Annotated in this window: 13 protein-coding genes and 1 tRNA gene; 11 read left to right on the top strand and 3 right to left on the bottom strand. The window is 61.8% G+C overall.

Annotated features, from left to right (window positions below):
* The first annotated feature begins 60 nt into the window (after nt 1-60).
* The 6 genes from Q368_RS25975 to Q368_RS0121110 all read left to right on the top strand — a co-directional run bounded on the left by Q368_RS25975 (nt 61) and on the right by Q368_RS0121110 (nt 5,681).
* Nucleotides 61-186, top strand: a tRNA-Val gene (locus Q368_RS25975).
* A gap of 722 nt (nt 187-908) precedes the next feature.
* Nucleotides 909-1,559, top strand: a complete 651-nt coding sequence (locus tag Q368_RS0121130; protein WP_162179667.1) for a GAF domain-containing protein — start codon at nt 909-911, stop codon at nt 1,557-1,559.
* Nucleotides 1,510-1,830: an HD domain-containing phosphohydrolase gene (locus tag Q368_RS27355; protein ID WP_156955808.1), complete on the top strand. Its 321-nt coding sequence runs from the start codon at nt 1,510-1,512 to the stop codon at nt 1,828-1,830. Before Q368_RS0121130 ends, Q368_RS27355 begins: the two co-directional genes overlap by 50 nt.
* Before the next feature lie 256 nt (nt 1,831-2,086).
* On the top strand, nt 2,087-3,289 hold the full coding sequence (locus Q368_RS0121120; protein ID WP_156955807.1) for a hypothetical protein: 1,203 nt from the start codon (nt 2,087-2,089) through the stop codon (nt 3,287-3,289).
* The gene (locus Q368_RS0121115; protein WP_029461025.1) at nt 3,286-4,185 is read left to right on the top strand and encodes a hypothetical protein; all 900 of its coding nucleotides are present in this window, start codon (nt 3,286-3,288) and stop codon (nt 4,183-4,185) included. Before Q368_RS0121120 ends, Q368_RS0121115 begins: the two co-directional genes overlap by 4 nt.
* A 32-nt stretch (nt 4,186-4,217) precedes the next feature.
* Nucleotides 4,218-5,681 (top strand): MBOAT family O-acyltransferase, encoded by a 1,464-nt coding sequence (locus Q368_RS0121110; RefSeq protein WP_029461024.1) that lies wholly within the window; start codon nt 4,218-4,220, stop codon nt 5,679-5,681.
* A 140-nt stretch (nt 5,682-5,821) separates the two neighbouring features.
* Here the strand turns inward: Q368_RS0121110 and Q368_RS0121105 are convergent, their stop codons facing one another.
* Nucleotides 5,822-6,823: a DUF6976 family protein gene (locus Q368_RS0121105; protein WP_029461023.1), complete on the bottom strand. Its 1,002-nt coding sequence runs from the start codon at nt 6,821-6,823 to the stop codon at nt 5,822-5,824.
* 8 nt (nt 6,824-6,831) lie between these two features.
* Nucleotides 6,832-7,065 (bottom strand): hypothetical protein, encoded by a 234-nt coding sequence (locus Q368_RS25000; protein WP_084158921.1) that lies wholly within the window; start codon nt 7,063-7,065, stop codon nt 6,832-6,834.
* Between the two features lie 199 nt (nt 7,066-7,264).
* Here Q368_RS25000 and Q368_RS25970 point away from each other — a divergent pair, with 199 nt between their 5' ends.
* Nucleotides 7,265-7,615, top strand: a complete 351-nt coding sequence (locus Q368_RS25970; protein ID WP_156955806.1) for a hypothetical protein — start codon at nt 7,265-7,267, stop codon at nt 7,613-7,615.
* 74 nt (nt 7,616-7,689) lie between these two features.
* Here the strand turns inward: Q368_RS25970 and Q368_RS0121095 are convergent, their stop codons facing one another.
* The gene (locus tag Q368_RS0121095; RefSeq protein ID WP_029461022.1) at nt 7,690-7,944 is read right to left on the bottom strand and encodes a hypothetical protein; all 255 of its coding nucleotides are present in this window, start codon (nt 7,942-7,944) and stop codon (nt 7,690-7,692) included.
* A gap of 207 nt (nt 7,945-8,151) precedes the next feature.
* Between Q368_RS0121095 and Q368_RS0121090 the strand changes: the two genes are divergently transcribed.
* The 4 genes from Q368_RS0121090 to Q368_RS0121075 all read left to right on the top strand — a co-directional run bounded on the left by Q368_RS0121090 (nt 8,152) and on the right by Q368_RS0121075 (nt 11,853).
* Entirely contained in the window at nt 8,152-10,269 is a 2,118-nt protein-coding gene (locus Q368_RS0121090; protein ID WP_029461021.1) for a sensor histidine kinase, read from the top strand.
* Nucleotides 10,241-10,897, top strand: coding sequence for a response regulator (locus Q368_RS0121085; protein WP_029461020.1), 657 nt, complete (start codon nt 10,241-10,243; stop codon nt 10,895-10,897). Before Q368_RS0121090 ends, Q368_RS0121085 begins: the two co-directional genes overlap by 29 nt.
* 129 nt (nt 10,898-11,026) lie before the next feature.
* Complete coding sequence (locus Q368_RS0121080) at nt 11,027-11,455, top strand: TadE/TadG family type IV pilus assembly protein (protein ID WP_029461019.1); 429 nt, start codon at nt 11,027-11,029, stop codon at nt 11,453-11,455.
* Nucleotides 11,452-11,853 carry a TadE/TadG family type IV pilus assembly protein gene (locus Q368_RS0121075; protein WP_029461018.1) on the top strand — a complete coding sequence of 134 codons (402 nt, stop codon included), beginning with the start codon at nt 11,452-11,454 and terminating at the stop codon, nt 11,851-11,853. The genes Q368_RS0121080 and Q368_RS0121075 overlap by 4 nt, the downstream gene beginning before the upstream one ends.
* The last annotated feature ends 18 nt before the right edge of the window (nt 11,854-11,871 follow it).

Below are 11,871 nucleotides of genomic sequence, written 5' to 3'. Positions count from 1 at the left end.
TTTGGGGTTGACTTCGGGACGAGTTTGGGGCATTTAGCCTGTTCCCTGATTCTGTTTATAGGACCGTAGCTCAGGGGGAGAGCGCTTGCTTGACACGCAAGCGGCTCTTTACGAAGGAACCAAGAGGTTCCTTTTTTTATTTTGCATCCCGGTGGGAACGTTATGAGTATGGCCTTCTGATCTTCATCGGAAGCTCGCCGATCAGCCAATTCTTAATGCCTCCGTGTAATATTGAGTAACAGGGACTCTAACCGCCATGTTGGGACAATTTTACCCTTGTCGGAAGAGGGGCAAAGTGCTAGGTCCAAATTAGAGAGAATTTTTATCAACTGTTTTTGAAGTCTAGACATATCAAGCTGTTACCTCTTGCCGTGAGGTCCGAAGGTGCTGAGTCTCCCCTTCGGCACCACAAGAAAATCAGCGGGTTATCGCACCGGAAAGACCGGACGATGACCCGCTTTTTCTTTGCCGCTTTATAGTTGTGTCACTGTTGTGTCACATGATGCCAGCATTTCCCCTGCCTAACCGCCTGAAGATCCCCTCGAGGAGAGGAGGCGTGATGCCGTTGCCGAGACAGCGGAGTCGGTCCATCCAGTGGGGATTCCCATCATCCACTCCACAAACGAGGGGGCCGCGATAAGCCGCGACGGCGGCTTTGGCTCGCGGGCCTTCAAGCCGTAGACCATTCCAATCAACCGGGCCGTCAGGTTGCCGGTGGATGCCCAGGTCTCTTCCCGGCCCTGGCTCCCGTGCTTTTCCCCTGCTACGGGAATAAATACATGCAACCCGGAGCAAGGGGCGCCGGCGGTAGGACCGACATGGTTTTTGAGGAGGTATCGATGCCGTGTACGCATCTTCCCCAGGGACAATCCGGTATTATTTTCAAAATAATTCATATAATAAAAGGATTGAGGGAACTCAAAAGCCTGGACTCCATTCTGGACCGCCTGCTGCTGGAGGCGCGTCGCCTGGTCGGCGCGGACGCGGGCACGATCTTCCTCGTCGAAGGCAGCGAACTCGTTTCCAGCTATGTACATAACGACTCGCTTTTTTCGGCCGCGGCGGTCAATCGCCACGTCTACCTCGATGCCCGCTTGCCCATTGACGGGACTTCCCTGGCCGGCCACGTCGCCCGTACCGGCCAAATGATGGTCATCGAAGACGCCTACGCCATCGACCCCTCTCTTCATGTCGCCTTCAACGCCTCTTGCGACGAGCGCACGGGGTACCGCACCCGCGCAGTGGCCGTCTTGCCCCTGGTCTCCTCCCGGGGCAGGACCATCGCCGTGATGCAGTTGCTCAACCCCACGAGCCCGGCCGGCGATCCGGTCACGTTCGGCGAAAGGCAGGTTTCCTGTCTGAACCTTCTGGCGGATCAGGCTGCCGCAGCCGTGGAGGTGGGCCTTGTCACCGAGGAGTTCCTCTTGCGCATGCCACGCATGGCGGAACTGCGCGATCCAGCGGCACGCCATCCTTGGCGCGGGCCTTTTCGATTCGCCCTCGTCCGAGATGGACGCCTGGGCCCGGGATGTGGTCCTGCATCATCACCAGCGCTATGACGGCGGGGGTTATCCGGCCACGGGCGAACCCCCGCCAGGCTGCGGCTCCTTGGCCGGTGAGGACATCCCCCTGGCGGCCAGGATCACAGCCGTGGCCGATGTCTACGATGCGTTGGCCTCCAAGCGGGTCTACAAGCCGCCCATGTCGTACGAGGGAGCCTGTGACATCCTGCGGCGGGACGCCGGCAGCCATTTTGATCCCGTCGTGGTGGAAGCGTTTCTTTCCATTCAGGATGTCGTACTGGCCATCCGTGACAGGTACGCGGATTGACCTTTCCGATCCTCGTATTGCGATTCAAAAAGAAGAGTTATTCAAAACTGTTGCACACATGAAAAAGAGCAACTGCCTTGGTTGCGCAGTCACGCCGGGGAGGCGGCGATTGACTGAGGGGATTATACGTTGACGCATGTCTTGTTCAAAGGTAATGTCACGAAATAATATTTTTGGGCTATGTTCCCCGCAGATGGCTCGGCGTATCCCGTGTCCCCTTCTTATGAATGCCTACAGACGCTTTCTCTTTATATTTTTGATTGCTGTAACGGGCTGTCTCCTGATTCTCGCCGCCTTTTCCATTGCAGTCGATCCGTACGGCGTTTTCGGCACACCGCCTGTTGCCGGCCTGACGACAGCCAAGACACTCCCCGATCACATCACGAAACCCTATGTCGTGTTGCGCGGCAACTACGACACGCTGATCGTCGGCTCCTCCCGAGCCCGCGACATTTCCTGCCAGGACCTGGCCGCCTGCTACCCTGGCCAGAAGGTCCGTTGCTACAACGCCGGAGTGGCCCATGGCGATTTTCCCATGATCCGCCGCATGGTCGATCATGCCGACACGGTGACCCCGCTGGTCCGCCTCGTCATCGCCCTGGATTTCTTTGGCTTCAACGCCAGCGTTTCGCGTTTCGACAAGACCGATTCCGAGCGATTTCTCGGCCGCCCCGGTCGGCCCCCAGGTGATATCTTGAACGACATCGGCAGGATGCTCTTCTCGCACGCGGCCCTCGGCAAGGCCGTCGAGACGCTCGAACGCAGCCGCCCCCGACCCGTCGCCCCGGCCGCCGAAATCCCGCCAGCCAGGGCGGCTGCTGCCGCTGATGCGGGTGCCGCCGCGCCGCAACCTGCGCCGCCTCCCGCCGGCCACAATCCTTTCGTAGGTTTCTATCCCGCCGTGCTCCATTTCTATCGGGACTACACCTTCACCAATCCCCGCACAGGGGTCTCCACCCTCGACGCGCTACGCAGCCTCCTCGCTTCCTGCCGCAGGCGCGGCATTGAGACCTCCGTCGCCTTCAACCCTTTTCACGCGGTGCTGTTCGATATCCTGCGCGAAGCCGGCCTCTGGAAGCGGTACCTCGCCTGGAAGGCGGCCGTCGTAGGTATCGTCGCTGCGGTCAATGCCGACGGGAGCGGTCCCCGCATCGCGCTCTGGGATTTTTCCGATTACAACCGGATCACGACCGAACCCGTGCTGGTGGAAGGCGCATTGCGCGACAAGCTCGAATACTTTTCCGACCCTTTTCACTACAAACGCAATGTCGGCAACCTGATGCTGCGTCGCATGATGGCCGGCGAGGAGACCGTGCCCGGGTTCGGACATGCGCTGGTTCCGGCCGACGTCGCGGCCGATGCGGCCCGCCTCGAGGCCGGGCACGAGGCCTTTTTGCGCGACAACGCCGCCTACGTCGACAAGGTGCTCGGACGCGCCACGCAGGGCGGCAAGCCATGAAACGCGCGGACACGGAGGCCCGGCGGCGCGCGGCCAGGGAAATCGATGCCGCGTTCGCGTCGCTGGCCCGGCAGCGCAATGCGCTCGAAACCCTGCTGGATGCCGGCGATATGGCGGCCGCGGGAAGCGAGGCCGGTCGATTCGGCGAGAAAGCCGGGCAGCTGCGGCGTCTCCTCGCCGCCCATCTTCCCGAAACGGGTCCCCCGCCGGACGCTTTTGACCGCGAGGTTTGCTGCGACGACGACGAGCATGCGCTGCGCATGGAAATGCCCGAACGCCTCCATGCGGCCATGTCCTGGCTGGGGAAACGCCGCCGCGAGACGCTCGAAGCCCTGCGCGGGCATTCCCGCGCGTTTTATTTTCTGCGCGGCTGCCTTGTCCTGGCCCTGGCCGCGATGCTCGCCTTCGGCGGCCGCGCCGTGTGGAAAGCGGCCGTTCACCGGCAGGAACTCGCGGCGCTCTCCGACTTCGACGTGGACCTCCTTGCCGCTCCCGATGCCGTGCCCCGGGACTTCAAGACGGCGGGCCTGCTCTCTGTGGAGCGCGGCGAGGGCCATGTCTGGCGCTGGGGCGTCGGCCCACGAACCGTCCTGGCTTTCGTGCTTTACGAGCCGCGGGTCATGCGTCTGGCCTTGCGCCTGAGCAATCCCGTGCCGGGGCAGACCCTCACCGTCACCACGAACGGACAGGAAACATCCTGGCAATTGCCGCAGGCCAAGCCGTGGATGCGGGATCAGGACGATTTTTCCACGACGTTTACGGGGATCGTCGGCCTCAATACGGTCCTTGTCGACTATCGCCTCTACAATCAGCACGGCATGGCGTTCGCGCCGGACAACCAGACGCCCTTTGCCGCGGCCTACACCGAAATACGCCTCACCACGCGGCGACCGTAAGCGCGGCACGATCGGGGCAACGCCGGAAAATCATGCTCTTCAATTCCTCTATCTTTCTCTTCGCGTTCCTGCCCCTGGCCTTCGCCGGATTCGCCGCGCTGCATCGCTGCGAGGATCGCCGTTTGGCCAAAGCATGGATCATCCTGTGCTCCCTGACCTTCTATGGCTGGTTCAACCCCGCCGACCTCTTCGTGATCCTTGGCTCGGTTCTCGGCAACTACACCCTGGCGCGCCTGATCGTCGCCAGGGTCCCGGGGCGCCGCGGCATGCTCTTCGCCTGGGGAACGGCCGCCAACGTGGCGCTTCTTGCCTACTTCAAGTACACGCGCTTTTTCGTCGCCGAGGTGTTGTCCCTGGCCGGATTGTCCCTGCCCGCACCGCACATCGAACTGCCGCTCGGCATCTCGTTTTTCACCTTCCAGCAGATCATCTTTCTGCGCGACATCAAAAATGGCGAAGTCGCCGGTTTCCGTTTTCTGGACTACGTGTTTTGCGTCACCTTTTTCCCGCATCTCATTGCCGGGCCCATCATCAAATACAAGAATATCCTGGCCCAACTGGCATCGCGGGCTTTCTTCTCCCCATCGGCGGTCACCATGGCCTGGGGCTTCGCCTGGTTGACGCTCGGGCTCGCCAAGAAGGTGCTCATCGCCGACAACCTCGCGCCCGTGGCCAATGCGGTCTTCGGTCTGGCCGCCGCGGGGCCGGTTTCCGGGGCCGTGGCGGCCTGGGCCGGCACGCTCGCCTATACCTTTCAAATCTATTTCGATTTTTCCGGCTATTCGGACATGGCCATCGGGCTTGCGTTTCTTTTCAAGATCGAACTGCCCGTCAATTTCGATTCGCCCTACAAGTCGCGCAGCATCGTGGAGTTCTGGCGTCGCTGGCACATCACGCTGTCGTGGTTCCTGCGCGAATGCCTCTACATTCCTTTGGGCGGCAATCGGAAGGGCGTGCTGCGCCAGTACGTCAACCTTGTGGTCACCATGCTGCTCGGCGGATTGTGGCATGGGGCGGGATACGGCTTCATCCTTTGGGGAGGCGTGCACGGGCTTGCTTTGGCGGTGACCCACGCCGCAAGCCGTTCTTTCGGAAAAAGCCTCCGGGTGCCGGGATGGCTTGCCGTGGGCGGCACGTTTTTGCTGACGGCGCTGGCCTGGGTGCTGTTTCGCGCCGATTCGCTCGGCGCTGCCGGAAGGATCTATGCGGCGCTTGGCGGCGCTTCGGGCTTCACGGGGGAGCCGCTCTACGGCTGGACGGTCTGGTGCGGGCTCGCTGCGTGCGCCGCTGTGAGCTTTTTTGTGCCGAATACGCAGCAGATCATGGCCGCCGCGCGGCCACGCATCGAGGTGTTGCTTGCGCCGGGAGAACGGGCCGCACCAGCATTGTTGCTGTGGCGGCCTACCGTCGTGTGGGGTCTTCTCCTTGGAGCGCTTTTTTGCGTGATCGCGACCCAACTGTCCAACACGACGGATTTTCTCTACTTCCAATTTTGACTGTGGGCTCCCACGGAACACCCGGAAGAACCAAGGAAACAAGAGACCCGACAGCTTGGCTGCCGGGTCTCTTGTTTGGAGCAGAGCATAACGAGAAGAACTCCGCGACAGCTTGTCCCCCTGCCAGGGGGGGCTTTTTGTTAGACGTCCATTATTTCCAGATAGACCAGGGTCTGGTTCAGCAACTGATAGGCGATCTCGCCGAAGGTCACGGGCCCAACGAAGGGGTCGGTCTTTTTGCCTTCCAATTCGGAATACAGGTAATTCAGGATGCAGTTGCAAGAGAAGGCTACCCGGTCGGATTCGATGGAGCACTCTTTGCACAGACGGTCGTTGAAGACCTTGACGTAATCCGTCACGGGTTTGGCGTGCTTGTAGCGGATGCCGGAAAAAACCGGTGCGTAGAACTTCACTCGGCCTTCCACCTCGTCCACGTCCTGGAAGCTGATGTTGACCATGGCGCCGTAGTAGTCGGCTACGAGGGGCAATTTGGTGTCGAGCTTGTTTTTGACGATGTAAGCGGCGAAATTGCGTTTCTCGCCGTTGACCATCACGGTCTCGGCGGAAAAGTCGTCGGAGGTGAACGTCAGGATGTCGCCATCGCCCTGCTCGAACAGATTGACGATGCCGATTTCGGCAACCTTGTTTCCCGGCAGTTGCGCCTGGAGCACGAAAGCGCCTTCCTCCAGCACCTCGCCGGTCTGGCCGTTGATGACCTTGGGGGTCTTCTTGCCAAGGTCGCTGAGGTGGACGCCGGCAATCCAGCCGATCAGGGGGCGAATACCGAAATCCTTATAGTTCGGAGCGTTGAGGGCAAATGACAAGTGGGTTTTGCTCATGGCCGGAATGACGATAAAGCTGAATCCATGTTTTGGCCCTTCGGAATAGACCCTGGCCAGACTATTTTGATCATACTTGACGATCTCTATGGAGCTTACGAAGGAACTTATGTCAGTCGCGCAAATCAATTCGCGACTGACCATGCCGCCTTGTTCTTTCGATATAAAATACGGGATCGTTCCTGCAACCCAATCTCCTTTTGGCAACAGTATGAGGGTTTCTTCTTCCCCTGCAAGCAGGAGCTTTTTGCCATCATCTATCAGACTTTTGACATCCGTGACGCTTAAAATTGACTGTTTCATATTTGCTCCTATCCAAATATGGTTTTTATATCGTCCTGTACGCTTGGCATTTTTATGTTGTTTGCAAATATTGCATAGAGTTCATCTATGCAGTTCGCGATATTTTCCGGAGAAGGATCTTCTTTTGCCGCTCGCACAAGTCTGCCGAGCAGGATTTTTGTTGCAAGAAATTTGAGCTGGAATGTTTTCTTTCCTGTTATGATGTCATGCCATGTTTTGTTCGTCTTGCTAGGGATGTCCATGTTGCCCTCCTTTCCTGATTTTGATGTTGCAACTTTTGTATTATCGGCATGATATCTACTGGCATATTATTATTGGACAGGGTATGTTTCTGGCGTGATTGGCGTTCCTGTTGCAAGAATTTAGTTGCTTTTATAATGAAAATGACTCACGGAGATTCTAAAATTTGTGTAACTCTACGCCTCTCTTTGGGATGGCGCAATGGGGGGGCGGCGCAACGGCAGGGCGATTCAGCATTTTTTTGAAATCATCGCCAGCATTTCCCGAAGAAATGTATGCGCTCAGGATGTGTTTTTTTACAGTTGTAATAATGAAGATGTGATTTTTATTGATGTGTTAGGCCATAAGATTCTGCGAAAAATGCTCATTCCACGTTTTAAAAATAAAAATCAGCGGGTTGTCGTACCGAAAAGACCGGACGACGCCCCGCTGATTATTTTTCACAGGATATTGCGCCATTCCCGTGGCCCTGCGGATGGCGCGCATTCTTTGTTCCGTCCCGGAGCCTCCTTCTCCACGCCAGGAGGCACCCGCCGCGAAAAAAGAAGATAATTTTCAGAGTGGCAACACGGTTGAATAACTAATTTTCTTAAAAAATACTGACGTAGTTCTTAAGGATCACAACACTAATCCATTTCCGGGAAAATGATGGACGCCCGGAATTTGCCGTCCCCGCCGATTTCCACGCGCAACAGGCGGCCGCCGCTGTTGAGGATGGCGATTTCCAGGAAGAACACTCTGCCGTCGTCGGAGTGCCACGACCCCACGTCGCATTTGGGTTTGTCGGCGGATTTGTTCTCCTGGATGGCCTGCCAGATATCCGCCACGTCCTGGGCGTTGATTTCCCAAAAACACTGCATCAGCTTGTGAAAGTCCTGCATGCCGCGCCTCTTGTCCTTGTTGCGGGGGTTCCGGCCGGGAGGCCATACTTTACATGGTCATATAACAACAAGCACTGCCGAGGGGTAGTGGGAAAAGGGGAAGGGAAAGCGGCCGTCGTCGGACGCCTCCTTGTGGGCAACGTGGGCAACCGGGAGCGTGCGCGCGCCTGCGGTTTACAGCCCCACCGCCGGCGGGCATAAGGAGGCATGAGCCTGCGTCGCACCGCCGTCTGCATCATCTGCCTCACCTTTGCGGCGCTTTTCGCCGTGCTCTACGCCATTTCCAGCAACATCCTGCAGGCCAGTTTCAGCGCCCTGGAGCGGGAGGAGGTGGAGGAGGAGGTGACCCGGGCGACCCGGGCCCTCGAGGGCGAAATGCAGGGCCTCGAAGCGACCGTTGCCGACTGGGGCATGTGGGATGACACGTATCGCTTCGCCAAGGAACGCGACCCGGAATTTTTGCGCCTCAACGTCAATTTCCAGAGTCTCGAAACCCTCCGGACGGACCTGCTGCTCGTCTACGATGCGGGCGGCAACCTCGTGCTCGGGCGTATGCGCGACGCCGCGGCCCAAGAGCTGGCGCCGGTTCCCCAGACGTTCGCGGACAAGGCGGCCGCCGCGCGGCGGCTGGTCGACGGGGAAAAGGACCGCACGGCGTCGGGCCTCCTCGTGGCCGGCGAGGACATCTGGCTGCTGGCCGCCTGCCCCATCCTGACGAGCGTGCGCAAAGGGCCGGCGCGCGGCACGCTTCTCATGGGACGGCGGCTCGATACGGCCGCCGTCGCCCGCCTGTCGGAACTGATCATGCTCGACCTCGGCGTGGTCAACCTCCAGGCACCCGGCGTCGCGTCGCGCTTTGCGGACATCGCCGCCGCCCTGGGCCGCGCCGCACGCCCGTTGCTCGTCCCCGAGGGGGACGCGCGCATCCAGGGCTTCGCTTTGCTGCGCGACTGGACCGGCCGGCCCGCCATGCTGCTTTCCGTGACCATGGCCCGCCGCATCTTCGCCCAGGAGCGCATCGCCCAGCGCAACAACGTCGTGTTCCTGCTCGTCACCGGCCTGGCCTTCGGCCTGGCCATGCTCTATCTCCTGGAACAGCGCATCCTCTCGCGCGTGTCGCGCCTGCGCGGGCAGATCAGCGAGCTTGGCGAGGCCTCGTCCGGGCAGCTGCGCACCTTCATTGCCGGCAACGACGAGATCGCCGCCCTGTCCAAGGCGATCAATGCCATGCTGGCGGCCCTCGACCAGGCCCACGGCCGCTACGCCATGGCCACCCGCGCGGCCCGGGTCGGCGTCTGGGAACTGTGGACGGACAGCGGCGCGTACTACGTCGATCCCGAATTCCTCGCCCTGCTCGGCCACGATGCCGGGGCCGGCATGCCCCCCGGGCTCGACGCCTGGCTTGCGCACGTCCACCCCGAGGACCGCGGGCGAGTCCGGAGCGAGCTCGCCGCCTGGGCCGCCGGGGACGCGCAGGAATACGTGGGCGAGCAGCGCATGCTCACGCGCGACGGCGGCGTGCGCTGGATACTCGTGCGCGGCAAGGCCGTGCGCGACGCCTCGGGGCGGGTGACGCGCTTCGTCGGCACCAATACCGACGTCACCGAGCTCAAGCGGGCCGAGGAGAGCGTGCGCGAGCTGACGGGCGCGCTCATCAAGGCCCAGGAGACGGAACGAGCCCGCATCGCCCGGGATCTCCACGACAACGTGGCCCAGGACCTCTCCGCCGCCAAGATCGCCAGCCAGACCCTGCTCGACGGCGTCCTCCTCCCCGCGCCGGCGGTGGAAGGGCGGTTTCACGCCCTGACGGAGATGCTGTCCCGGGCCATCCGCGCGGTGCGGGAGATTTCCTACGACCTGCGCCCGCCGGACCTGGAATACCTGGGTCTCGTCCAGGCGCTCCAGCGCCTGTGCGACGATTTCGCCAGGACCTCCGGCCTGCCGGTCGATTTCGCAGCCTCCGGGATGGAAGGCGTGGCCGTGCCCCAGGACGTGGCCATCAACGTCTACCGCGTGGCCCAGGAGGCGCTTGCCAACGTGCGCCGCCATGCCGGGGCGCGCCAGGCGACGGTGCGGCTGGTGGAATCCTACCCCAGGCTCATTTTGCGCGTGAAGGACGACGGCCGGGGCTTCGACGTGGCCGAAGGGCTCGCGCGGGCCGGCAGGACGCGGCGCATGGGGCTGGCCAGCATGCGCGAACGGGTGGGACTTTTCGGGGGGACGTTGCGCATCGTGTCCGAACCGGGCAAGGGCTGCCTGTTGGCGGCGGAAGTCGTCTACGCAGGGGAGGCGAGGCATGGGAACGAAACGGATACTGATCGTTGACGACCACCCCCTGTTCCGCGAGGGGCTCAAGGCCATTCTGCGGCGCGACGCCGGCCTCGTGATCGCGGGCGAAGCGGGCGGCGCGGCGGAGGCCGTGCGTCTGGCGCGCGCCTGCGCCCCGGATGTCGTTCTGCTCGACATCTCCCTGCCGGACCGCTCCGGCATCCATCTGGCCCGGGACCTGCGCGCCCGGCACCCGGATTTGCGCATCCTCATGGTCAGCATGCACACGAAGGTGGATTACATCGTCGAAGCGGTCAAAGCCGGGGCCAACGGCTACGTGACCAAGGACGCCGCGGCCGAACGGCTGCTCGAGGCCCTGGCGCAGGTCGGGGACGGTGGCTTCTACCTCGACCCGGCCATTTCCCAGGAGGTCTCGCGGGAACTGCTCCTCGGCGCGCAGAAGCGGGAAGCCGCCCCGGCCAACGCCTACGACAGCCTGACCGCCCGGGAGCGCGAGGTCATGCGCATGGTCGTCGAGGGGCTCACCACCAAGGAAGTGGCCGACGCCCTCGCCATCAGCGTGAAAACCGCCGAACACCACCGCTGCAACCTCATGAAGAAGCTCGGCCTGCAAAACTCCGTCGAACTGGTGCGTTTCGCCTCGCGGCTGGGGCTCATCGACTGACGCGCCGCCGCCTCCCTGGGGGATTTCCCCGAGGGGGTGGGGAATCGAGTCCATCGACGCGTGCGTGCGCGATGGCTATCCCCTAATCGTGGCCCGGGGTGCGGGCGAAACACGACGCGGGGTGGCGGCATGCGAGCGGAACAAGCGACACAGGGCCAGCGGGGCGCTTCGGCAGTGGAAATGGCGCTGCTGTTGCCCGTGCTCTTGCTGTTGCTCTTCGCCATCTTCGAATACGGCCGCTTTTTCTACCTGCAATCCATGGCCGCCTCGGTGGCCGCCAGCGCCGTCCGCGTGGCCAGCCTGCCCGGCGCGACGGACGCCGACATCACCGCGGCCGTCACCGGTGAGCTCAACAACGGTTCCGACGGCACGCCGCCGGGGTTCGCCCTCGGCGTCACGCCGAGCATCTCCATTTCTCCTGTCGAGCGGACGGCCGGCGAGCCGGTCACGGTTTCCTTCAGCTATCCCTATCGTCCTTTGATCCTGCCGCAATTCGTCGGCAGCACGCTCTTTCCGGCGAGCATCGCCGCCGGCGCGAGCGCCATGGTGGAGCCATGAACACACGCAGACCGGACGACGCCCCGTCGCGACAGCAGGGCTCCCTGTCCGTGGAACTTGCCCTGCTTCTGGCTTTTGTCCTCATGCCGCTCCTGGCCGGCGTGGTGGATTTCGGCCAGCTCTTCCTCGCCCAGGCCGTGGTGACCCGCGCCGCGCGGGAGGGGGCCCTTGCCGCCTCGCGCAACCAGGATGTGGACCGGGCCGTCGTCCTGTACATCCAAAACGCCGGCTACAGCCCGGACCGCACTTCGGTTGCGACCAGCGGCGAGCGCAAGTCCGGCACGCCGGTAACGGTGGAAGTCCGCTACGACACCTCGAACATGGTCATCATTCCCTGGCCCGGCATCAACGCGAACATGGCCCGGGTCGTGGGCTCGGCCACGGAACGGCAATCCTGACACCAAGGGAGGCGCGAC

It is taken from the genome of Solidesulfovibrio alcoholivorans DSM 5433, from assembly GCF_000702665.1.
GTDB lineage: Bacteria > Desulfobacterota > Desulfovibrionia > Desulfovibrionales > Desulfovibrionaceae > Solidesulfovibrio > Solidesulfovibrio alcoholivorans.
The sequence above is the reverse complement of the archived record's forward strand: the minus strand, read 5'-3'. Positions and strand labels throughout refer to the sequence as shown.

Excerpts from the sequence above, each read along its gene's own strand:
- Q368_RS0121080 (WP_029461019.1), top strand. The coding sequence starts at position 11,027 with ATGCGAGCGGAACAAGCGACACAGGGCCAGCGGGGCGCTTCGGCAGTG.
- Q368_RS0121090 (WP_029461021.1), top strand. The coding sequence starts at position 8,152 with ATGAGCCTGCGTCGCACCGCCGTCTGCATCATCTGCCTCACCTTTGCG.
- Q368_RS25000 (WP_084158921.1), bottom strand. The coding sequence starts at position 7,065 with ATGGACATCCCTAGCAAGACGAACAAAACATGGCATGACATCATAACA.
- Q368_RS0121110 (WP_029461024.1), top strand. The coding sequence starts at position 4,218 with ATGCTCTTCAATTCCTCTATCTTTCTCTTCGCGTTCCTGCCCCTGGCC.
- Q368_RS25970 (WP_156955806.1), top strand. The coding sequence starts at position 7,265 with ATGGGGGGGCGGCGCAACGGCAGGGCGATTCAGCATTTTTTTGAAATC.
- Q368_RS0121095 (WP_029461022.1), bottom strand. The coding sequence starts at position 7,944 with ATGCAGGACTTTCACAAGCTGATGCAGTGTTTTTGGGAAATCAACGCC.
- Q368_RS0121105 (WP_029461023.1), bottom strand. The coding sequence starts at position 6,823 with ATGAAACAGTCAATTTTAAGCGTCACGGATGTCAAAAGTCTGATAGAT.
- Q368_RS0121085 (WP_029461020.1), top strand. The coding sequence starts at position 10,241 with ATGGGAACGAAACGGATACTGATCGTTGACGACCACCCCCTGTTCCGC.
- Q368_RS0121075 (WP_029461018.1), top strand. The coding sequence starts at position 11,452 with ATGAACACACGCAGACCGGACGACGCCCCGTCGCGACAGCAGGGCTCC.
- Q368_RS0121115 (WP_029461025.1), top strand. The coding sequence starts at position 3,286 with ATGAAACGCGCGGACACGGAGGCCCGGCGGCGCGCGGCCAGGGAAATC.
- Q368_RS27355 (WP_156955808.1), top strand. The coding sequence starts at position 1,510 with ATGGACGCCTGGGCCCGGGATGTGGTCCTGCATCATCACCAGCGCTAT.